The following is a 19,838-nucleotide window of genomic DNA, read 5'->3' on the forward strand; positions in this document are numbered from 1 at the left end:
ACGGGGAACCTCTTTCTCACACTGCCCGGGTCGGGTCGAACAGCATCGATCGACAGTAGCGGTTCGCCTACACGTGTCGACAGCCCCCGTCCGGGGGCGACAATGTAACTAAGTACGAAGTAACGACACATCTAGTTGGAAGTGGTCCCAGGCAATACTCCCCGGAAGCTTTCGCTTCGGGGTTTGGCCTCTCAGGCGGCGGTGAGGATGGGGGTCCCTGGCCCCACCTCGGAAACCCCCATCCGGAGCCCCGACTGTACCCCCGCAGAGTCCGCACCGACAGTCCCCACGTCCCGTCACCCCCGTTTTGGAGGCTGACAGTGCCCGCGCCGCGACGCAAGAATGGACTCGCAGGAACAGGGACTCGCCGAACCCGGCGTACGAGACCCCGCCCCCGACACCCCTCCCGGCCGTGTCGGGGGCGTTCTCGTATCGCCGGCACCTGTCACACGGATACGCAACCCCTTGCCGCCAGCGTTCCGACCCGATTATCGTGGCGAGGGTAATCATCAGTGACGCGATGATGCAGATGAATCTATGACCCTTCGGGGCCAGCTCCCCACGGGCCGGCCCCGAGGGGTCTTTCCTCGTACGCGGCGTGCGAGTACCGTGGACTGCAGCAGCCCCGGACAATGGTTGTGAATTGAGCCTCCGTGGCCTTCTCTTCGGAGAGGTCACGGAGGCTCTTCGTCGCTGCGTGGGTGTTCGCCCTAGGCGCCTGTCGAGGGGTCGCCCTGTACCACGGACCTCTGACATACTCGGAATATGGCTGAGCAAGAAGGCGTCCAGATCAACGCGCAGTGGATGCTTGATCCGACCGTCGTGCCCGTGTTCGCGAACCAGATCTTCGTGCAGCAGGGAGCGCCCACGAGCACGGGCGCTGCGAACGACGTGTACCTCAACCTAGGGCACCTGAACCCCCCGCTTTTCCCGAGCGAGATCACGGACGAGGTCCGCCAACAGTTCGAAGGCACCCTTCTTCCCGTTGTGCCGGTAGCGCGTGTGGTTATGTCCCGAGAGCGCGTGGTTGATCTGCACGCCGCCCTGGGGGACTACCTAGCAAAGACCGCTGAGGCAGAGACCGAATCATGAGCAAGGTGGGCTTTCGGGTCCCCGCGCCTGTCGCCATGGGGGCCACATTCATTGCACTCTTCGGGGTATCTGCTGCGCCGCGCCCGACCGTCCAGTGGCCGCCAGCATTTCACGCTGACCCCGTCGATGACGATATTCGCCCGGATCGGATTCTGACCGAAGGGGCATTCATCTTCTCCGTGAGCATGCCGAGGGAAACCGTGCAGGTGGGGAACGCATCGGCGGACTCCACGCAGGCGTACTACTGGAGCGAAGCGTGGCAGACCGAAGAGGCCCGCTCTATGGCAGAGCACGCCAGCGGTGATTACGTCCGGTTCGACAACGTCGATGACGCGTTGGCGTGGCTGAACGAGCCCGAGGCGTGACGTACGAGCTCCAATTCTCGACGAACTTCCGAAGGGTGTTCCGAAAGAAGGAGCAGCAGATGAAGGACGCCGTGAGCGATTGCATCCGGAAGCTGGCCGCGAACCCTCACCACCCGGGCCTGAACACTCACAAGATGAAGGGCACCCGCGACGAGGTGTGGGAAGCCTACGTCGACAAGGGCAACCGCGTCACCTTCCACTACGAGGGCGATCGGATCGTTCTCAGAAACAACTGCAACCACGACATCCTCTACCGCAACCCCTGAACCGCAGAACGTTCGGAGCCCCTGGCTCGGCCCTCACGGGTCGGGCTGGGGGCTTTCATTTTGTTCCCGCTACGATCTGTGCGACCCTTCCGGGATGGGGGTCACGTACCGGGCCCGCCTTCTGGGGCGTGGCGGCTACTCGATCGTGTTTACGCGCGACGGCGGCGGCATCCACCCGCTCCTCGCGACAAGCAACGCGGACGGGAGCTTCGATATCTGGGAGACGCAGTCTCGCGCGGCCGGCCCTGACGGCACTGTGAGTTACAACCGCATCGCGGTGGGAGTCACGAACCGCGGCAGCGCCTACCTGGCCTGACAACCGACCTATCAGAGCGCGCCGGCCCGCGCATCGTCATCGTAGACATGGCCACCGACGACACGCCAAGCCCGCACTTGTCAACGCCTGCAAGACGCCGCTGCGATGATCGCGGCATGGAATCGAACACGGAATACGCAGTCGGTGTCGTTGGTATCTCGGAGATACTGGGCGTGTCCAAGGAAAGTATCTATCGTCGGGCGGTGAATGTTGCCGAGCATCAGCCGGAACCGAGGCAGGTTCCTGGCTTCAAAATCGGCTCCAGATGGAAGTTCTTCCCTTCAGTGGTCCGGGAGCACCTAACGAGACCAATCGATCCGTGGGCGTACCTGCCCGCCGCCGAGGCGAAACTGCGAAGGTCTAGAGCTGCCCTTGAGAGAATCCAACTGTGAAGATTGGTGATGAGGTCATTTTCCGTGATCGAGATATCGGCGGAACGTCTGAACGAGTACTACTTCGCGGGGAGGAGAAGACAAAGCACAAACACCGAGCTGATATTGAGTTCGTTGAGGGGAGCAAGGCGGGCCGCAAACGAAACGTGCCATACGCCCGCATAAAGGGCCCCTGGAGCGGAGTGCTTGAGTACGATGCCCTAATGGCCCAATGGGAGGCCCTCGGCACAGTCGAGATTCACGAAGTCGAGTTGCGTGCGCTCGAAGCGGTCTACGGCGAGTACTTCAATTGGGAGATTGCGGAACTCCTCTACGGGGTGGGCCACGTAGGCGCGACGAAAGTGTTTGACCTGGGAGGATTCGAAGCCCTCGCCGGCGTATCCGCCCACGAGGCCTCGGCACCATTCAAACCGTTCATGCATGAGGAATCCCTCATCGTCTCAGCCGAGGGTTCGCTCGCTATCGCGGAGCTTCTCTGCCGAGGGAATCCCCAAAAGATGCTCGCTTGGGTTGAAGAGCAAGAGGCGGAGATCCGCATGAGAGTGAAACACGGTCATGAGTTCGTGAGCCCCCTGGACAACGAAGAAAAGTACAGTCCACCGGAGCGCGAGTGGAAGATCTACCTGGAGCGAGAACGGCCAGTCTTCGAACTGATCCGTCAGTTCTGCGGCTACAAGGCTGTCAACGAGCGCGATCGGTTGCAGGCGGCCGAGGCTGAGGTGAATAGGCTCGACATCTTGGCGGCCTCCGCGATCGAGCGGCTACGTGAGCTAGGCGACGATGCGAGGGCCGACCAGCTGGCCGAGGAACACGATCGCGACAGAATAACGCCAGCGCTGGTCCGTCCTCCGATAGACAGACCCTTGTCAAGGGACGAGATCCCCGTTCAGTACGTCTACAAGCGGCGGTCGTGGCCCCGCTAGCATCGAGCTCATCATGCGCGGTTATAGACACGTCGCTAGACTGCACGAAACTTGACCCCGGTCAACCTTCCATAACGGATGGTTGACCGGGGTCTTTCGTCGTTGTTGGGCGTGCTTACCATCGGTGAAACGACGGCGGCCCGCCGAGCGCTTAGAACACTCAGACGGGCCTTGCCGCTTCCATTGAGTTAGCAACGGAGAACGACCATGCACCACCCTATTAGCACCATCACGCCCACCAGCCGCCCCGAGATCGCGGCGCTCAGCTTCCTGTCCCGGTACCGCGGGGCGACTCGCGAGCACTACCGCGTCGTCGCGAAGATCCTCTTCGACTACTTCGATCACCTCGGCATCGACCCGCTGGACGCAACGCGGCCCATGCTCGAGATGTTCTGCCGCCACCTCGAAGACGACCGGCACTGCTGCCCGTCGACCGTCGCCGGCTACGTATCCATCGTCAAGAACTTCTACCGGTTCGCGTTCCTCGACGACATCATCCCGAAGTCGCCCGCCGAGTATCTGCGTGCGCCCCGCCACTACCCGAACCCATCTCGGCGCACCTGGCTCAACCGCTTCGAGCTCGGCGCGGTCCTGGCGCACTCCCGACAGTCCGACCCGATGGACGAAGCGCTGGTGGCCATGCTCGGTCTGATCGGCTTGCGCGTTTCCGAGGCTCTCTCCGTCCAGATTGAGGACTTTCACGATGTCACCCGTGGGCACCGAGTGCTCCGCGTCGTCGGCAAAGGCAGCAAGGATGCGCTGATCCCGCTCCCCGCGGCCGTGCAGCGCGCCATGGACGCTGCCGCTGGGGGTAGGGAGTCAGGCCCGCTGCTGCTCCGCTCGCGGAATCACACAGCGCGCTTGGGGAGCACACCGATGAGTCGACGGGCCGCAGCGATCGCCATCAAGCGCATGGTCCGAGCCTGCGGCATCGACGCGAACATCACCCCGCACTCTCTGAGGCGCAGCTACATCACGAACGGGTTCGCCGCCGGAGTCTCGCTGCGCGACATGCAGAGCGGTGCACGGCATCAGGACCCCCGCCAGACCATGGGCTACGACATGACCGTGCAGGACTTCGATAGTCACCCGAACTACGCCGTCTCAGGGTTCATCGCCCCGGCCGCGTGAGGGTCGAGGCAACCACCCCGATCCATGTTCAACTGTGCCAATCTGGTACAGTTGAACATTAGAGGGGATGAGACATGAGCGATGAAGGCGCGAGTATAAGAGCGCTGGCGAAGATGATCCAGAGCAGCCCGACAACCGTGATGAAGATGCGGAAAGATCTGGATGACTGGCACCCCGACGAAAACGGGCGCATCCAGGTCAGAACGGTCCGCGGGCTCGACGGCAAACTGCGCCCGGGTCGTCGCTTCGATACCACGGAGCGCGACGACAACATCAGGCTACGCAGGTCGAGCGGGCAAACCATACGAGCAATCGCCGATGCCGTCGGATGCTCGGTCGGGACAGTGCATCGCATTCTGAAGGAGACATCATGACAGACGACGACACGAGCTTCCTGGACGTAGAGGGCCGGGGGGTGATGAGCCGCGCCGCGTTTCAACTCCACTCATTCGCGATCGTCAACAGCTTCCAAGAAGGCACCCCAGGGTTCGTGTCGGACGACTATCTGAGCAGCATCTCGGCGGAGACCTCGGTCGCTGCGCTCGAGCTAGAGACGATCGGCATGTGGGAACGGCGCGAAGGCGGATACTTCGTGAAGGACGACGCGACTGTCAGCATGCTCATCAACCACAACGAACGCATGGAAGCGCTGGCCGCGGAATGCGAGCGGCGAGGCTTCCACTCGCCCGTCGGAGACCCCGCCGGGTGGATGACGTGCGAGGAGTGCTCCATCCCGACTCAGCGACCCGATGGAGGCCCAGTGGCTCTGCCCGACGGAGGAAGGCTCGGACCCGATCTGCGGCAGGCTCAAACTCCCGACTACGATAACGACACGACTTCGAGCTAGGCCCTATTCTGTCCACCATGGTGGACATTTCTCCCGCGTACATCGCCGAGCAGATCGGCTATCTCAGGACCGACCGCGAGTTCTATATCGAGTTCGACGAGTTCGGTGGCGACATGTCGGATCTGCCCGAGCTAAGGCGGCTGCTGCGGCGAGCGGCAAAGGCGGCCGGCCTGAGGGTGCACTCGACCTACGAGGACGGCGATGATGCCGTGTGGGTGTACGACCCTGACTGGCAGCCGACACCGCAGGAACGGCTTGCATTCCTCGACGCCAAGCGGGAGGCCGCGTTCGCCCGCAGGGACGCTGAACAAGCGGAAGGAACCCCTGTCCGTCACCTTCGCATCGTCGAGTGAATCGCAATTGCCATGCATTTGCCATGCAAGCAGCGATATGCCCCGGCCACACCGTTATCAAAACGGCGGTTGACCGGGGCATATACGGTAGGGCGGACGGGACTTGAACCCGTGACCGACGGATTATGAGTCCGCTGCTCTAACCAGCTGAGCTACCGCCCCGCGAGAAGCCCCGCCTGAGCCGGGCCGACCGCGCAACAACGATACCGCCCCGCAGCCGGCATCCGCGTCACGGCGCGTCGGTGGCCTGCCGGGGTAGGGCGACCGGGTCGGTGACCGGCTCGCCGCGGTAGAGGTGCTCGAACGTCGTGAGCGTGCGGTTGATGTCGTGCGCCGCCACGATCGAGAGCGACTCGTTCTTCATGGCGTCGAGCTCGTCCTGCGGCAGCCTCAGCACGCGCTCGAGCTTCTCGGCGAGGTCTTTCTCGCTGCCCGGAGTGAAGAGGAATCCGTTCTCGCCGTCGTGCACGAGGTGCGGCAACGCCATCGCGTCGGCCGCCACCACGGGCAGACCGCTCGCCATGGCCTCCATGGTGGCGATGCTCTGCAATTCGGCGATCGAAGGCATCGCGAACACGGTGGCCGCCGTGTAGAGGCGCTGCTTCTCTTCTTCGGTGACGTAGCCCGTGAAGGTGGTGCGCGATCCGATTCCTATCTGGTTCGCCATGTTCTGCAGGTTCTTCAGCTGGTCGCCGCCGCCCACGATGTCGAGCTTCACATCGAGGTCGGCGGGCAGCATCTGAACGGCCTTGAGCAGCACATCGAGGTGCTTCTCCCCCGCGACGCGACCCACGAACAGGATTCGGTTCTCAGTTCGGGGAGTGAAGTCGGCCACGTAGTTGTCGGCATTGATGCCGCACGAGATGGCGTAGACGTTCGGAATGCCCGTGGCCTTCTCGAAGTAGTCGGCAGCCCTGCGCGTGGGAGCCGTGACCGCATCCGCTCGGATGAACGACCGCCGTGCGGCCGCCCAGGCGAGCCCGATCGCCCAGTTCTGCAAGAACTTCGGGATGCCCGTGAACGCTAGCATGTTCTCGGGCATCACGTGGTTCGTACCCACGATCCGGATGCCGCGCTTCTGCGCTTCGGTGGAGACACCGCGGCCCACGATGATGTGCGACTGGAAGTGCACCACGTCGGGCTTCACCTCGTCGATGATGCGGGCGCTGTTCTGCTTGATGCGCCACGGCAGCGCGAAGGTGAGCCAGTCGTGCGGATACCAGCGCCAGCTGTAGAGCCGGTGCACGGTGACCTTCTGGCCGTCGAAGATCTCGGTGTGGGTGCCGGGGCGCAGCTTCGCCGCGGGTGAGACGACGTGCACGTCATGGCCGCGCGATGCCAGCCCCGACGCCAGGTGCTCGGAGAAACGCGCCGAGCCGTTGACGTCGGGTGTGAAGGTGTCGGCCCCGATGAGGATGCGGAGCGGCCGGTCCGTCGTGCCGGGTGCGGGTGAGGCATCCGGTTCGGTGTTCGGATCTCGGGAGTCTGTCAAACCGTGTTCTTCCTTGTCGTGCGGGCACGCATCATGTGAAGAAACTACCTTAGCGCTGCGCCTGCGGGTGGTAACGCGCCAGACCGAATACGCCGAGGATGGCGACGAGCCCGAATGCGAGGTAGGCGAACAATGCCCAGAGCGGTGCCTGGGAGGCCTCACCCAGGACGGTGATGCCGATGGCCACGGCCACCAGCGGGTCGATCACGGTGAGCCCCGCGATCACGAGATCGGGCGGGCCCGATGCGTAGGCGTTCTGCACGAAGTAGCCGCCGAGCGCGAAGGCCGCGAGCAGTCCTACGACGGCGAGGATCGTGAGTCCGTCGAACTGGGACTGGAACAGGCGGCTGATGATGACCTTGGCCAGAGTCGCCACGAAGCCGTAGAGCACGCCGGCGCCCACGATGTACATCAGCGCCTTGAATGTCTTGCGGAACGTGAGGAAGAGCACGGAGAGGATGACGAGGACGACCGCCAGCACGATGAGGATCACCGCGAGGTCTGCGGCCGTCACGGGCTTGTCGACGGCGGTGAAGGCCGCGACGAGCACGAACAGGCCCACGCCGCCCACGCAGAGCACGATCGAGATCACCGAGCTGCGGTTGAGCTTCACCTTGCTGATGCGCGAGTTCAGCACGGCGGTGATCACGAGCGCCACGGCACCGAGCGGCTGCACCACGATGATGGGCGAGAAGCCGAGGCTCGTGAGCTGGAACACCACCGCGAGACCGAGCATCAGCGTGCCCACCACCCAGGAGGGCCGTGCGAGCAGCGCCATCATCTGCTTGGCGTTGAGGCCGCTCTCGACCTCGCCGATCCTCGCCTCGACCTTGGCCACACCGCGGTGCTGGAACTGGGCTCCGAGGCTCAGGAAGACCGCACCCACGAGGGCGATCGGGATGCCGATGAACTGCTTCGGGTCGAACGCGATCTGCTCGCCGATTTGGAGGAGTTCAGGAGGCACCCGACGACACTACCCCGGTGCCCTCGCGGATAGGCTTAGTGAATGGCCGTTCTCCCGATCCGGATCTCCGGCGAACCCGTTCTGCACTCCCCCGCCGCCCCGGTGACCGAGTGGGATGACGATCTCCGCACCCTCGTGGCCGACATGTTCGAGACCATGGATGCCGCGCCGGGCGTGGGTCTCGCCGGCCCGCAGGTGGGCGTGCCCCTCCGCCTCTTCGTGTACGGCTGGACCGACGACGACGAGGTCCTTCACCGCGGCGTGGCCATCAACCCCGAACTCTTCATCACCCCCACCTCCACGCTCCCTGCCGACCCCGACGACGAGTCGGAGGGCTGCCTGTCGTTCCCGGGCGAGCGCTTCCCGCTCGTGCGCGGCGCGAAGGCCATCCTCCGGGCCACCGATCTCGAGGGCGTCCAGTACGAGATCGAGGCCGACGGATGGCTCGCCCGCATCTTCCAGCACGAGTTCGACCACCTCGAGGGCCGGCTGTACGTCGACCGTCTCGAGCGGCCGTTCAACCGGGTGGCGGCGAAGATCGCCCGCAAGCGCGGGTGGGGCGAGCCGGGCAACGCCTGGCTTCCCGGAACCGACGACCTCGACGCCTGAGCGGCACTTGCGGCACTTGCCGCCGCATCCGGGGCCTGGTCAGGTGAAGGCGCGGATGAGGGCTGCCACAGCCGCGGCGGCGATCACCACGAGCACGAACGGCACCCGCAGCGCGTAGAGCCCGGCGGCCACCACCACGGCGGGCAGCCGCGCGTCGACCTGGATCGACTGCCCCGCCCCGAGCGTCTGCACGGCGATGAGAGCGGCCAGCAGCGCCACGGTGAGCAGGTTCGTGATGCGGGCCACCGTGGGGTGCTCGAAGGCGCGTGGTGGCACGAGGTAGCCGGTGACCTTGAGGGCCACGCAGATCACCGAGGCCAGGATGACGATCTGCCAGGTGGTCATGTCGACTCCCCCGGCTCGCGCGGGGTGCGGGCGAAGAGATTGAACCCGCCCACCACGATGGCCACCACGGCGGCCACGATGACGGGCAGCCCGGGCACCAGCACGGGCGTGAGCAGCGTGGCGACCAGCGCGGCGGCCACGGCCACGGCCTGGGTCTGCCGCACCTTCAGGCGGGGCCAGAGCAGCCCGAGGAAGGCTGCAGCCGCTGCAGCGTCGAGACCGTAGGCACTCACGTCACCGAGCAGATCGCCGATCAGTGCGCCGATGAGCGTGGTGAGGTTCCAGCCGACGTAGATCAGGATGCCCGTCACCCAGAAGCCGAGCCGCTGGGCGCTCGGCGTCGTCTGCGCGGTCGACACCGCCACCGATTCGTCGATGGTGAGCTGCGCCGCTGCGGCGCGGCGGAAGAATCCGGGACCGATCACGGGCGCCATCCGGATCGAGTAGAACACGTTGCGGGTGCCGAGGAGCGCCGCACTGGTGACGGCGGCGCCCCCGGCGGTGAGGCCGCCTGAGGCCAGCACCCCGATGAGGGCGAACTGCGAGCCGCCGGTGAACATCACGAGGCTGAGGAAGCAGGTCTGCCAGATGTCGAGCCCCGACAGGGTGGCCAGGGCGCCGAACGACACGCCATACGCCGCCGTGGCAAGGCCCACCGCGAGTGCGGCACGCAGTGCGGTGCGCTCTTCGGGGGTGCGGGGTGACGACATCCGATCAACTCTGCCAGATGCCACCCCCTGGCCGGGCAGTCCGCACACACCGAAGTGGCACCCTTGGCAAGCCCTGGTTCGCCTTTTCTCCCCGGCGTAGCCTGCGAGGGCAGCAGGACGGACAGTGTGAGAATGCCGAAAGACCAGAAGTACTGCCGGGTGATCCACCACGGCGGACGAGACTACCTCGCCACCCCGACGATGGCCGAGATCTTCCACGCCCATGTGCGGGACATCCTGGCCCGTGGCGATACGGAGCTGGTGCCGCTTCTGCACAGTGCGGGAGTCGATCTGCTGCTGATCTCGCCGGTGAACCCTCGCCACACCCTACGGCGCGACCCGGCCCTCACAACGAAGGCCCTCACAACGAAGAAAGGCCCCGCGGGTGGAGCCGCGAGGCCTTCGCTCCCCGACTTGGACTCGAACCAAGAACCTGCCGGTTAACAGCCGGCTGCTCTGCCAATTGAGCTATCGAGGAATGCTGCTGGAACAGCGTGAATACACTATCACCCATTTCGAGGGCGTTCGATCAGTAGCCGGCCTCCGGGTCGACGACACCCACGAATTCCCCGGTTTCCCGGAACGCGGAGACGTTCTGACGGATGCGCGCGGCCAGCAGCGGCCCGGTCATCTCGGGCGTGTCCGCCGTGTGCGGCGTGATGATCGTGTTGGGCGTCGACCAGAGCGGATGACCGTCGGCCAACGGCTCCGGGTCGGTGACATCGAGCCCGGCACCGGCGATGCCGCCCGACTCGAGTGCCTCGACGAGTGCGGTGGTGTCGATGAGTCCGCCGCGGGCGATGTTCACGATGTGAGCCGAAGGCTTCATCAGCTCGAACTCGGTCTGTGAGAAGAGCCGTGTGGTGTCTCCGGTGAGTGCGGCTGCGACCACGACGACGTCGGCGGTCGGCAGCACCTCGCGCAGGCGATCGACGGTCACGGTGCGATCTGCTCCGGGCACAGCCTCCGAGCTCCGGCGCACCACGGTCGAGGTGACACCGAACGGCTCGGCCAGGCGCAGGAACTCACGGGCAATGCCCCCGGCGCCCACCACCACGATCTCGAGGCCGTAGAGCGATGATCCCGCCTTGTCACCCCAGCTGCGTGCACGGATGCGGGTGGGAAGCTCCCGGAGCAGGGCGAGAGTGAGGGTGAGGATGTGCTCCGCCACCGGTTGCGCGTAGGCACCCTTGGCGCTCGTGACGATGAGGCCGGGCCGGGCATGACCGCGCACCACGTCTGCGAAGCCCTCGACCCCGGCCCAGGGCAGCTGCACCCAACTGATGTCCGGATGCGTGCGCAGAACCTCGGCGAGATCGGAAGCGCCATCGTTGTCGAGCCAGATCACGCCGCGGGTGTCGTCATCGAGCGGCGCCACCGTGCCGCCGGCATCCGTCACCGCCTTCTCGAAGCGCGGCCGGCTGATGGGGAGGATTGCGATGGGGCCCTGGACAGGTCGCTGATCAGGCGCGAGGGCCGTCGTCGGCGTGGCTAGCACGGCTTCGTGGCGACCCTCGAAGCGGGACGGGCTCACCGCAGTTCATCCGCATCCGGGCCGCCTGCCTCGTCAGCGCCGTCGTCGTCGCGTTCTGACTCATCGTCGACGGCGTCGCCTTCGAACGCATCGCCTTCGAACGCATCGTCGTCGAACTCCTCGGCGTCGGCATAGCCGTCTTCGATGGGATCGGCATCGGGATCCGGCTGGTGCGGCCCCTGCGTCTCGCGGGCGAGCCCGACGACGTAGGGGTGGCGCGGGTCGCCGAGCACCTCGTCGATCGTGCCGAGCCCGACCACCAGGCCCTCGTGGATCACCGCGATGCGGTCGACCGACCGTCGCAGTGCCTCGAGGTCATGACTCACGATCAAGGCGCTCGCCCCTCGAGCGCGTTGCAGCCCCGCGATCACATCGATGACGGCACCGCGCACTGAGACGTCGATGCCCGCGGTCGGCTCGTCGGCAATGAGCAGCACCGGGTCGAGGATGAGGCCGCGTGCCACGGCCACCCGCTGGCGCTGGCCGCTCGAGAGCTCGTGCGGCTGCTTCAGCATCGTGCCCACGGGCAGGAGCAGGGCATCCACCAGCGTGGCCGCCTTCAGACCGGCCTCGTGCCGGTCGTAGCGCTTGTCGCGCAGGAAGAGCGGCTCGGCCACGAGCTCGGCGACCGTCATGTTGGAGGTGAGGTTGGAGCCGGCATCCTGCGCCACGTAGCCCACGCCCATGGTGAGCGAGTTGAGCTTCGAGCGCTTGAGTCCGCGCATCTGGAAGCCGAGCACGTCGAGCGATCCGCCCACCACCCGGGGCGAGTTCTCCTTGCCGGCACGCACTGCTGCCTGCCCGGATGCGACGTGCGCGAGCGTCGACTTGCCCGAGCCGCTCGACCCCACGAGACCCACGATCTCACCCGGTTCGATCGTGAGGGTGAAACCCTTGACCGCGGTGAACGCAGGGCTCACGCTGTGTGACGGATACTCGATCGTCACGTCGGACGCGGTCAGTACGTTGCGTTCAGCCATCAGGCTTTGAGCCTATGCGGTTCGCCCTAATCCGCCAGGAAGGCGCGGCGGTCGGCCTCGAGTTGCACGAGCTGCCGCTGCAGCTCGCGGTAGGTGTCGGGGTCGGCCACGGCGTCGGTGCGCTGGAGGCGCCCGATCACCTCGTCTTTTCGCCGGCGCAGGTGCCGCTGGATGAGGTCGCTGGTGATGCGCCGCAGGTAGGTCTCGGGCTGGCGGTCGGGCCGCTCCGGGATGGGGGCCACAGCCAGCTCTTCGACGAGGCCCTTCATCTCGGGCGGCACGTCGGCCTGCACCTGGGCCACCCAGTCGGGCTGATCGAACGCGTCGAGGTTGCGGCCGATCGAATCGCGAACCGCGGCCAGAGCCGCGTTGCTGAAGCCGCAGCCGCTCGCCAGGGCGAGAAGCTCCTTGCCCACGACCGTGGGCGCCTGCAGCATGGCCATCAACGCATCGCGCTCGGTCCGCACGGCCGTGGTCGATGGCAGCTGCGTGATCGTGACGGGCCGCGCCTCGGGGATCGGTTCGAGCGTGGTCACGGATGCCGAAAGCGGGTCACTCGCACCGCCCCGGCCGGTCGCCGGGTCGAGCGCCTGGGCCCGAGGGTTCTGCAAGCCGCTGCTCGGCGCGCCTGAGCTACCGCCGCGCTCGAGCGCCCGATCCGGTGTGCCCGACCTTTCGCCTCGGTCGATGCCCTTGCTCCGCGAGCTGTTCTCGACCTCGCGGCGCACGTCGTCGAGTTCCATCGCCAGCATCTTGGCGAGCTGACGCGTGTAGGCCGGGCGCAGCGCCGAATCCCGGATGTCGGCCACGATGGGCGCCGCATCGCGCAACGCCGCCACTCGGCCCTCCACGGTGTCGAGGTCGTAGGCCGCGAGCTTCTGGGCGATCACGAACTCGAACATCGGCCGCTTGCCCTTCACCAGCCGCCGCACGGCATCGTCGCCCTTGGCAAGCCGGAGGTCGCACGGGTCGAGACCGTCAGGCGCCACGGCCACATAGGTCTGGGCGGCGAACCGTTGCTCCTCGCTGAAGGCGCGCAGGGCGGCCTTCTGGCCTGCCGCATCGGGGTCGAACGTGAAGATCACCTCACCGAGCCCCGCCGCGTCGTCGGAGAGCACGCGCCGCATGATCTTGATGTGGTCGACGCCGAACGAGGTGCCGCAGGTGGCCACAGCGGTGGTGACACCGGCGAGATGGCAGGCCATCACATCGGTGTAGCCCTCCACGACCACCACCTGGCGGCTGCGTGCGATGTCTCGCTTGGCGAGGTCGAGACCGTAGAGCACCTGGGCCTTGTGGTACACCGCCGTCTCGGGGGTGTTGAGGTACTTCGGGCCCTTGTCGTCGTCGAACAGACGGCGGGCGCCGAAGCCCACGGTCTGCCCGGTCTGGTCGCGGATGGGCCAGATCACCCGGCCACGAAAGCGGTCGTAGGTGCCACGGTCGCCGGCGCTCAGGAGGCCGGCCGCCGTGAGTTCCTGCTCGGTGAAGCCGCGACCCTTGAGATGTTTGCCGAGGTTGTCCCAGCCCTGAGGGGCGTAGCCCACCCCGAAACGGGCGGCGACGGTGGCGTCGAAGCCGCGCTCGCCGAGGAAGGCGCGCCCCGCATCCGCGCCCGGCGCGGTGAGCTGCTCGCTGAAGTACTCCCGCGCGGCCTCATTTGCGGCAAGCAGTCGTGCACGGTTGCCGTGGTCGGCCGCCGCGCCGCCGTCTTCGTAGTGCAACTGGAAGCCAATGCTGGCCGCCAGACGCTCGACTGCTTCGCTGAACGTGACGTGGTCCATCTTCTGAAGGAAGGTGAAGACGTCGCCGCCCTCGCCGCAGCCGAAGCAGTGGTAGTAGCCCACCTGCGGGCGCACGTGGAAGCTCGGCGACCTCTCGTCGTGGAAGGGGCACAGGCCCTTCATCGAGCCCACGCCGGCGCTCTTCAGGGTGACGAAGTCGCCCACCACATCGGCGATGTTGATGCGCGACCGGACTTCGTCGATGTCACCGCGACGGATCAGCCCTGCCATCGTTCTAGGATACGTTCCACGCCGGCCGTGAGGCGGTGGCGTCTCGGCGGAGGAGCTGGCTGTGCCAGGCCTCCGCGCTCTGGTCGGTGAGGCTCGCCACCTGGTCGACCACGATGCGCTTGCGCGCCCGGTCGTCGGTGGCCGTGCGCCAATCGGCGGCGAACGAGGTGTCGAGGGCCGCGCCATCCGACTGCCAGAGGGTGTCGGCGAGTTCGAGCAGCAGTGACCGCTGCCGGGAGTAGATGGGCTGCCGGGCGTCGTTCGACATCACGAACACCGACACGATGCCCTTCAGGGTGGCGATCTCGGCCGCCACCCACTCGGGCACCACGACGTTCGCCTTGTAGCGCGTGATCGACGGCGTCGGGTACGACTCCCGGGTGGCCCGGGTGGCCGCACCCGCGAACCGGCCGATGAGCTGGCTGGTGAGGTTCTTGAGGCGCGCGTGGTCGTGCCGGGAGTCATCCCACTCCGACAGCCACACCTGCAAGGAGTCGAGCCGTTCGAACGCGGCCGTGAGCTCGTCGAGGCTGAAGCCGCCCCCCGACCGGACGTGGATGCTGCGCACCAGCGATTCGTGGTCGACGCGCGCGCCGAGAACCTCCACGTCGATGTACCCGTTGAGCACCGCGTCTTCGAAGTCGTGCACGGAGTAGGCGATGTCGTCGGAGAGGTCCATCACCTGGGCCTCGACACAGAGCCGGCGCTCGGGCGCGCCCTGGCGCAGCCACTCGAACACCTCGACATCGTCGTCGTAGACGCCATACTTCAGCCGGCCGCTCGGGTCTTCGACGGGATCGGCCAACAGCCACGGGTACTTGCAGCTCGCGTCGAGGCTCGCCCGGGTGAGGTTGAGGCCGTAGCTGTGCCCGTCGTCGCCCACCACCTTGGGCTCGAGACGGCTGAGGATGCGCAGGCTCTGCGCATTGCCCTCGAAACCGCCGATGTCGCTGGCCCAATCGTTGAGCGCGCGTTCGCCGTTGTGCCCGAACGGCGGGTGCCCGAGGTCGTGCGCGAGGCACGCGGAGTCGACGACATCGGGATCGAGATCGAGGCTGTCGGCGAGCTCGCGGCCCACCTGTGCCACCTCGAGGGAGTGGGTGAGCCGGTTTCGGGCGAAGTCGGCCACCACCGTGGGGCTCAGCACCTGCGTCTTGGCGGCGAGCCGTCGCAGCGACGAGGAGTGCAGGATGCGGGCCCGATCGCGCGCGAAGTCGCTACGCCTCGTGTAGTGCTCTTCGGGGAGCAGCCGCTCCGCATCGGAATCGGCGTAGCCCTTCGTGGGCGCGGCCGTGGACAGGTCGAGGGCGTCAGCCACCACTGTGACTCAGCTCTGCATCGGCGAGGTCGGCACGGCCACCCTGCTCGAGCGAGTGCGACTCGAGCCAGCGGTCGGGCAGGGCCGGCTTCTTGGGGCTGCCGGCGCGACCGCGCGGGCCTTCGGCGTCGGCGCCCGGGTAGGGCGCCTCCCAGTCGAGGGTGGCCAGGATCTCGTCCATCGCGGCGAGGCTCGTGACCGTGCTCAGCCCGGCACGCACCTCGTGCCCGGCGGGGTAGCCCTTGAGGTACCAGGCGATGTGCTTGCGGATGTCGCGGCAGGCCCGGTCTTCGTCACCGAAGAACTCGGTGAGCAGTTCGGTGTGCCGGCGCAGGGTGCGCGCCACGTCGCCGAGCGAGGGCGCAGCCCGCAGCTCGGCGGCCTCCGCCGCGTCGAGCTCGCCCGAGCGCACCCGGAAAGCGGCCGCCAGGTCGCCGAACAGCCACGGCCGCCCGAGGCAGCCGCGACCCACCACGACGCCGTCGCAGCCCGTCTCATCCATCATGCGCACGCCGTCTTCGCCCGACCAGATGTCGCCGTTGCCGAGCACCGGGATCGACGTGATGGTCTCTTTGAGCGTCGTGATGGCCGACCAGTCGGCGTGCCCGCTGTAGAAGTCGGCGGCGGTGCGGGCGTGCAGGGCGATGGCCGCCACTCCCGCGCCCTCGGCCGCCTTGGCGGCCTCGAGGTAGGTGAGGTGATCGGTGTCGATGCCCTTGCGCATCTTCACGGTGACCGGGATCGGGCCCGCGGCCTCGACCACCTGCTCCACGATCTCGCGGAAGAGATCGATCTTCCAGGGAAGCGCCGCACCCCCGCCCTTGCGGGTGACCTTGGGTACCGGGCATCCGAAGTTCATGTCGATGTGGTCGGTGCGGTCTTCCTCCACCAGGATGCGCGCGGCCTGCGCCATCGTGGCCGGGTCGACCCCGTAGAGCTGGATGGAGCGCGGCGTCTCGCTCGGGTGGTGCGTGATGAGCCGCATGGTCTCGGGGGTGCGCTCGACGAGGGCGCGGCTCGTGATCATCTCGCTCACGTAGAGCCCGGCGCCGAATTCGCGACAGAGCCGGCGGAACGCGGTGTTGGTGATGCCCGCCATCGGGGCGAGCACGACCGGCACGTCGAGCGTGATGGGCCCGATCGAGAGCTTGGGGGCGGTGAGTGTTGTGGACATCGAGATCAATTCTCCCAGACGGAGGCACCGAGTACGTCGCGGTCCGGAATCCTGTGGAGGAATGTCGGGTTGAATGGACCTGTGGATGAATCAGCAGACGCCCTGACCGGAACCGATCGCGTGAAGGCGGATGCCGCCCGCCGCGGAATCGCGGTGGAGATCGTGGAGCGCCCCGCCGCCGACTCGCTCGACGGCGCGGCGAGACTGCTCGGGCTCTCCCCCGGCGACATCGTGAAGAGCCTCGTGGTGAAGCGCCACGACGGCGACTTCCTCTTCGCCCTCATCCCCGGCGACCGGCAGATCAGCTGGCCGAAACTGCGTGCGCTGGTGGGCGTGAACAAGCTCTCGATGCCGCACCAGGATGTGGCCCTCGAGGCGACCGGGTACGAGCGCGGCACGATCACGCCGCTCGGCAGCACCACGGCGTGGCCCGTGTATGTCGATGCCTCGTTGGAGGGCCGAGTGGCCCTCGGCGCCGGAGCCCACGGCCACAGCGCCTTCGTCGACGCCGCCGAACTGGCGAAGGGACTCGACGCCACGGTGGCCGACATCTCCGACCCGCTCCCGCCCCGCGACTGACGAACGCGCGAGCTCAGATCGCGCAGGAATCGCCCTCGCACGAGGCGGCCCCGGCATCGCCGAGCGGAATGAGCGTCAAGGGCTGACGAGGCAGAATCTGCACATCGACGGGATCCGTCACCTCGACGTCGCTCACGACCCCACCTCCACCTTCTCGTCGGCGACCTGGCGGAGCGCCTGAGCGAACACCGATGCGTCCTGAGCCCCGGAGATGCCGTACTTGCCTTCGATCACGAAGAACGGCACGCCCTGGATACCCAGCTGGATCGCCTGGTTCTGGTCGTCGCGCACGTCTTTCAGGTACTCGTCAGCGGTCAGCGAGCGCACCACGTCGTCGCGGTCGAGGCCGATCTCGGCGGCCAGGTCGGCGAGATCCTCGATCCGCCCCACGTGCTTGCCCTCGACGAAGTACGCCTTCAGCAGGCGCTCCTTGGCCTCGAGCTGCAGGCCGCGCGCCTTGGCGTAGTGCACCAGCTGGTGCGCCTTGACGGTGTTGGTGTGCTTGAGGTTGTCGTAGTCGTAGTCGAGTCCCACATCGGCCGCGATACCGGTGACCCGGGCGAGCATCGGCTCCACCTGGGCGAGCGACATGCCCTTGTGACCGGCGAGGAAGTCGGCCGCCGAACCGTCGAAGTCGACCGGGGTGTCGGGCGAGAGTTCGAAGGAGTGATACTCCACCTCCACGGGAACCGAGTGGTCACCGGCAGCGAACTGCGCCAGGCCGTCTTCGAGTTTGCGCTTGCCGATGTAGCACCAGGGGCAGGCGATGTCGGACCAGATGTCGATCTTGATGGCTTCACTCACACCAATGCCAACTCCGGCATCCGGATGCGCATTCCCGCGCCCCGGAAGAATCGTCGCGTCACGCCGAGGGCGCGTCGACCGCTCCCCCGAAGCGCCGGTTACGGCCCGCGTAGTGCTCGACGGCCTGCCAGAGATCGACCCGGGTGAAGTCGGGCCAGAGCCGGTCGAGGAACACCATCTCGGCGTACGCCGACTGCCAGGGCAGGAAGTTGCTGGTGCGCTGCTCCCCCGAGCTGCGCACGAAGAGGTCGACGTCGGGCAGGTCGGGCACGTACAGGTGCTTCTGGATCAGCTTCTCCGACACCGCAGAAGCCCGGATGCGCCCGGCCGCCACGTCGTCGGCGATGGCCCGCACGGCATCCGTGATCTCGGTGCGGCCGCCGTAGTTGACGCACATGGTGAGGGTGAGGGTGGAGTTGTGCGCCGTCATCCGCTCGGCGAACTGGAGCTCCTTGATGACACTCGCCCACAGTCGGGGTTTGCGACCCGCCCACCGGATGCGCACACCCCAGGCGTTCAGCTGATCGCGCCGGCGGTGCAGCACCTCACGGTTGAACCCCATGAGGAAGCGCACCTCATCCGGCGACCGCTTCCAGTTCTCGGTGGAGAAGGCATACACGCTGATGTGCTTCACACCGATCTGGATGGCACCGGCCACGACATCGAGCAGGGCGGCCTCGCCGGCGCGATGACCCTCGACGCGGGTGAGTCCGCGCTGGTTGGCCCAGCGACCGTTGCCGTCCATCACGATGGCGACGTGCTCGGGCACCGAGCCGGCGGGAAGCGCGGGGGGCTGGAGACCCGTCCAGTCGAGGGGGCGGAAGGGTTCGGCGGGAGGGGCCTTGCGGGAACTCACGGAGTGGCGACCTTCTTCGTCTGCGACCGTTCGACGTGCTCGAGGGAGCGGAGCCCGCGTTCCAGGTGCCATTGGGTGTACGCGGCCACGATACCGCTCGCGCGGGAGCGGGTGCCGGCTTCCGTGGCGTCGGCCGCAGCCCAGTCACCGGTGAGCAGAGCACTGAGCAGACCGAGGGTGGCGGCATCCAGTCGCGGTGTTCCGGGCGGGGCGACCGAATCGCTCACCACCCCACCCAGCTGCACCACGAATGCCGAGTGCGGGCCGGCCTCGCCCGTCACGGCGCAGTCGTGGAAGCTCGGCGCCCAGCCTGCCATCGAGAGGGCGCGCAGGAGATAGGAGTCGAGGGTGAGCGAGACACCGTGCTCGCCGCGGGACAGCGAGCGGAGGGCGCCCACGAGCAGGAGGTACTGCTGCAGGGAGGGTTCCTGCTCGGTGAGTTTGTCGGCGGTCTCCACCATGGCGCTGGCTGCCGTGTAGCTGGCGTAGTCGGAGGTGATCTCGGCGCCGTAGGAGCCGAGCGTGACGGCCTGGGTGATGGTGTCGAGGGTGCGGCCCTCGTAGAACTGCACGTCGGCCACCATGAAGGGCTCGAGGCGGGCCCCGAACTTAGAGGCCGTGCGCCGCACCCCGCGTGCGACGGCGCGCACCTTGCCGTGCTGACGCGTGAGCAGCGTCACGATGCGGTCGGCCTCGCCCAGCTTGTGGGTACGCAGCACGACGGCTTCATCTCGGTAAACGGGCACCCGTCCAGTATCCCCCGCGGGGGTGGG

24 protein-coding genes and 2 tRNA genes are annotated in these 19,838 nt (G+C 66.9%); 11 read left to right on the forward strand and 15 right to left on the reverse strand.

Annotation, left to right across the window (positions count from 1 at the left end; all coding sequences use genetic code 11):
* Window positions 1-765: 765 nt before the first annotated feature.
* From EPO52_RS01480 to EPO52_RS01520, 9 genes are all read left to right on the forward strand, one after another.
* The gene (locus tag EPO52_RS01480) at window positions 766-1,092 is read left to right on the forward strand and encodes a hypothetical protein (protein WP_290800942.1); all 327 of its coding nucleotides are present in this window, start codon (window positions 766-768) and stop codon (window positions 1,090-1,092) included.
* Window positions 1,089-1,457, forward strand: coding sequence for a hypothetical protein (locus EPO52_RS01485; protein WP_290800945.1), 369 nt, complete (start codon window positions 1,089-1,091; stop codon window positions 1,455-1,457). Before EPO52_RS01480 ends, EPO52_RS01485 begins: the two co-directional genes overlap by 4 nt.
* A gap of 59 nt (window positions 1,458-1,516) precedes the next feature.
* Entirely contained in the window at window positions 1,517-1,723 is a 207-nt protein-coding gene (locus EPO52_RS01490) for a hypothetical protein (RefSeq protein ID WP_290800948.1), read from the forward strand.
* A 94-nt stretch (window positions 1,724-1,817) separates the two neighbouring features.
* The gene (locus EPO52_RS01495) at window positions 1,818-2,039 is read left to right on the forward strand and encodes a hypothetical protein (RefSeq protein ID WP_290800951.1); all 222 of its coding nucleotides are present in this window, start codon (window positions 1,818-1,820) and stop codon (window positions 2,037-2,039) included.
* Window positions 2,040-2,427: 388 nt separating this feature from the next.
* Window positions 2,428-3,354: a hypothetical protein gene (locus tag EPO52_RS01500; protein ID WP_290800954.1), complete on the forward strand. Its 927-nt coding sequence runs from the start codon at window positions 2,428-2,430 to the stop codon at window positions 3,352-3,354.
* A 207-nt stretch (window positions 3,355-3,561) separates the two neighbouring features.
* Window positions 3,562-4,485, forward strand: coding sequence for a tyrosine-type recombinase/integrase (locus EPO52_RS01505; protein ID WP_290800957.1), 924 nt, complete (start codon window positions 3,562-3,564; stop codon window positions 4,483-4,485).
* A 74-nt stretch (window positions 4,486-4,559) separates the two neighbouring features.
* Window positions 4,560-4,859: a helix-turn-helix domain-containing protein gene (locus EPO52_RS01510; protein ID WP_290800960.1), complete on the forward strand. Its 300-nt coding sequence runs from the start codon at window positions 4,560-4,562 to the stop codon at window positions 4,857-4,859.
* Window positions 4,856-5,332, forward strand: a complete 477-nt coding sequence (locus tag EPO52_RS01515) for a hypothetical protein (RefSeq protein ID WP_290800962.1) — start codon at window positions 4,856-4,858, stop codon at window positions 5,330-5,332. The genes EPO52_RS01510 and EPO52_RS01515 overlap by 4 nt, the downstream gene beginning before the upstream one ends.
* A 17-nt stretch (window positions 5,333-5,349) precedes the next feature.
* Window positions 5,350-5,685, forward strand: coding sequence for a hypothetical protein (locus EPO52_RS01520; protein WP_290800964.1), 336 nt, complete (start codon window positions 5,350-5,352; stop codon window positions 5,683-5,685).
* Between the two features lie 88 nt (window positions 5,686-5,773).
* Here the strand turns inward: EPO52_RS01520 and EPO52_RS01525 are convergent.
* The 3 genes from EPO52_RS01525 to EPO52_RS01535 form a co-directional block, all read right to left on the reverse strand.
* Window positions 5,774-5,847 (reverse strand) — tRNA-Ile (locus EPO52_RS01525).
* A 67-nt stretch (window positions 5,848-5,914) separates the two neighbouring features.
* A complete protein-coding gene (locus tag EPO52_RS01530; protein ID WP_290800967.1) occupies window positions 5,915-7,177 on the reverse strand; it encodes a glycosyltransferase in 1,263 nt (420 codons plus the stop codon).
* 49 nt (window positions 7,178-7,226) lie between these two features.
* Window positions 7,227-8,141, reverse strand: a complete 915-nt coding sequence (locus EPO52_RS01535) for a DMT family transporter (RefSeq protein WP_290800970.1) — start codon at window positions 8,139-8,141, stop codon at window positions 7,227-7,229.
* A gap of 42 nt (window positions 8,142-8,183) precedes the next feature.
* Here EPO52_RS01535 and def point away from each other — a divergent pair, with 42 nt between their 5' ends.
* Window positions 8,184-8,750 (forward strand): peptide deformylase, encoded by a 567-nt coding sequence (def, locus tag EPO52_RS01540; RefSeq protein ID WP_290800973.1) that lies wholly within the window; start codon window positions 8,184-8,186, stop codon window positions 8,748-8,750.
* Between the two features lie 39 nt (window positions 8,751-8,789).
* Here def and EPO52_RS01545 read toward each other — a convergent pair whose 3' ends face one another.
* The 8 genes from EPO52_RS01545 to dusB all read right to left on the reverse strand — a co-directional run bounded on the left by EPO52_RS01545 (window position 8,790) and on the right by dusB (window position 16,826).
* Window positions 8,790-9,095, reverse strand: coding sequence for an AzlD domain-containing protein (locus tag EPO52_RS01545; RefSeq protein WP_290800975.1), 306 nt, complete (start codon window positions 9,093-9,095; stop codon window positions 8,790-8,792).
* Window positions 9,092-9,805: an AzlC family ABC transporter permease gene (locus EPO52_RS01550; RefSeq protein WP_290800978.1), complete on the reverse strand. Its 714-nt coding sequence runs from the start codon at window positions 9,803-9,805 to the stop codon at window positions 9,092-9,094. The genes EPO52_RS01545 and EPO52_RS01550 overlap by 4 nt, the downstream gene beginning before the upstream one ends.
* 405 nt (window positions 9,806-10,210) lie before the next feature.
* A tRNA-Asn gene (locus EPO52_RS01555) sits at window positions 10,211-10,283 on the reverse strand.
* A 51-nt stretch (window positions 10,284-10,334) separates the two neighbouring features.
* Window positions 10,335-11,339, reverse strand: a complete 1,005-nt coding sequence (locus EPO52_RS01560) for a D-isomer specific 2-hydroxyacid dehydrogenase family protein (RefSeq protein ID WP_290800981.1) — start codon at window positions 11,337-11,339, stop codon at window positions 10,335-10,337.
* Entirely contained in the window at window positions 11,336-12,319 is a 984-nt protein-coding gene (locus tag EPO52_RS01565) for a dipeptide/oligopeptide/nickel ABC transporter ATP-binding protein (RefSeq protein ID WP_290800984.1), read from the reverse strand. Before EPO52_RS01565 ends, EPO52_RS01560 begins: the two co-directional genes overlap by 4 nt.
* Before the next feature lie 26 nt (window positions 12,320-12,345).
* Window positions 12,346-14,334, reverse strand: coding sequence for a DNA primase (gene dnaG, locus EPO52_RS01570; RefSeq protein ID WP_290800987.1), 1,989 nt, complete (start codon window positions 14,332-14,334; stop codon window positions 12,346-12,348).
* 4 nt (window positions 14,335-14,338) lie between these two features.
* Window positions 14,339-15,652: a deoxyguanosinetriphosphate triphosphohydrolase gene (locus tag EPO52_RS01575; protein WP_290800989.1), complete on the reverse strand. Its 1,314-nt coding sequence runs from the start codon at window positions 15,650-15,652 to the stop codon at window positions 14,339-14,341.
* Window positions 15,645-16,826 carry a tRNA dihydrouridine synthase DusB gene (dusB, locus tag EPO52_RS01580; RefSeq protein ID WP_290800991.1) on the reverse strand — a complete coding sequence of 394 codons (1,182 nt, stop codon included), beginning with the start codon at window positions 16,824-16,826 and terminating at the stop codon, window positions 15,645-15,647. The genes EPO52_RS01575 and dusB overlap by 8 nt, the downstream gene beginning before the upstream one ends.
* An 81-nt stretch (window positions 16,827-16,907) precedes the next feature.
* On the opposite strand from dusB, the gene EPO52_RS01585 reads away from it, so the two are divergent.
* Entirely contained in the window at window positions 16,908-17,405 is a 498-nt protein-coding gene (locus EPO52_RS01585; RefSeq protein WP_290800994.1) for a YbaK/EbsC family protein, read from the forward strand.
* Window positions 17,406-17,418: 13 nt separating this feature from the next.
* On the opposite strand, the gene EPO52_RS01590 is transcribed toward EPO52_RS01585, so the two are convergent.
* Genes EPO52_RS01590 through recO form a run of 4 tightly spaced genes read right to left on the reverse strand, consistent with a single transcriptional unit; the run spans window position 17,419 to window position 19,811 of the window.
* Window positions 17,419-17,541: a hypothetical protein gene (locus EPO52_RS01590; protein WP_290800996.1), complete on the reverse strand. Its 123-nt coding sequence runs from the start codon at window positions 17,539-17,541 to the stop codon at window positions 17,419-17,421.
* Window positions 17,538-18,209, reverse strand: coding sequence for a DsbA family oxidoreductase (locus tag EPO52_RS01595; RefSeq protein WP_290800999.1), 672 nt, complete (start codon window positions 18,207-18,209; stop codon window positions 17,538-17,540). The genes EPO52_RS01590 and EPO52_RS01595 overlap by 4 nt, the downstream gene beginning before the upstream one ends.
* Before the next feature lie 58 nt (window positions 18,210-18,267).
* Window positions 18,268-19,065, reverse strand: a complete 798-nt coding sequence (locus EPO52_RS01600; RefSeq protein ID WP_290801002.1) for an isoprenyl transferase — start codon at window positions 19,063-19,065, stop codon at window positions 18,268-18,270.
* Complete coding sequence (gene recO, locus EPO52_RS01605; protein WP_290801005.1) at window positions 19,062-19,811, reverse strand: DNA repair protein RecO; 750 nt, start codon at window positions 19,809-19,811, stop codon at window positions 19,062-19,064. The genes EPO52_RS01600 and recO overlap by 4 nt, the downstream gene beginning before the upstream one ends.
* Between the last annotated feature and the right edge of the window lie 27 nt (window positions 19,812-19,838).

Source organism: Herbiconiux sp., from assembly GCF_004297105.1.
In the GTDB taxonomy this organism is placed as follows: domain Bacteria; phylum Actinomycetota; class Actinomycetes; order Actinomycetales; family Microbacteriaceae; genus Herbiconiux.

Bases quoted from the DNA above. Each gene is read 5' to 3' on its own strand.
- EPO52_RS01480 (WP_290800942.1), top strand. From the start codon at position 766: ATGGCTGAGCAAGAAGGCGTCCAGATCAACGCGCAGTGGATGCTTGAT.
- EPO52_RS01485 (WP_290800945.1), top strand. From the start codon at position 1,089: ATGAGCAAGGTGGGCTTTCGGGTCCCCGCGCCTGTCGCCATGGGGGCC.
- EPO52_RS01490 (WP_290800948.1), top strand. From the start codon at position 1,517: ATGAAGGACGCCGTGAGCGATTGCATCCGGAAGCTGGCCGCGAACCCT.
- EPO52_RS01495 (WP_290800951.1), top strand. From the start codon at position 1,818: ATGGGGGTCACGTACCGGGCCCGCCTTCTGGGGCGTGGCGGCTACTCG.
- EPO52_RS01505 (WP_290800957.1), top strand. From the start codon at position 3,562: ATGCACCACCCTATTAGCACCATCACGCCCACCAGCCGCCCCGAGATC.
- EPO52_RS01510 (WP_290800960.1), top strand. From the start codon at position 4,560: ATGAGCGATGAAGGCGCGAGTATAAGAGCGCTGGCGAAGATGATCCAG.
- EPO52_RS01515 (WP_290800962.1), top strand. From the start codon at position 4,856: ATGACAGACGACGACACGAGCTTCCTGGACGTAGAGGGCCGGGGGGTG.
- EPO52_RS01520 (WP_290800964.1), top strand. From the start codon at position 5,350: ATGGTGGACATTTCTCCCGCGTACATCGCCGAGCAGATCGGCTATCTC.
- def (WP_290800973.1), top strand. From the start codon at position 8,184: ATGGCCGTTCTCCCGATCCGGATCTCCGGCGAACCCGTTCTGCACTCC.
- EPO52_RS01545 (WP_290800975.1), bottom strand. From the start codon at position 9,095: ATGACCACCTGGCAGATCGTCATCCTGGCCTCGGTGATCTGCGTGGCC.
- EPO52_RS01550 (WP_290800978.1), bottom strand. From the start codon at position 9,805: ATGTCGTCACCCCGCACCCCCGAAGAGCGCACCGCACTGCGTGCCGCA.
- EPO52_RS01565 (WP_290800984.1), bottom strand. From the start codon at position 12,319: ATGGCTGAACGCAACGTACTGACCGCGTCCGACGTGACGATCGAGTAT.
- dnaG (WP_290800987.1), bottom strand. From the start codon at position 14,334: ATGGCAGGGCTGATCCGTCGCGGTGACATCGACGAAGTCCGGTCGCGC.
- dusB (WP_290800991.1), bottom strand. From the start codon at position 16,826: ATGTCCACAACACTCACCGCCCCCAAGCTCTCGATCGGGCCCATCACG.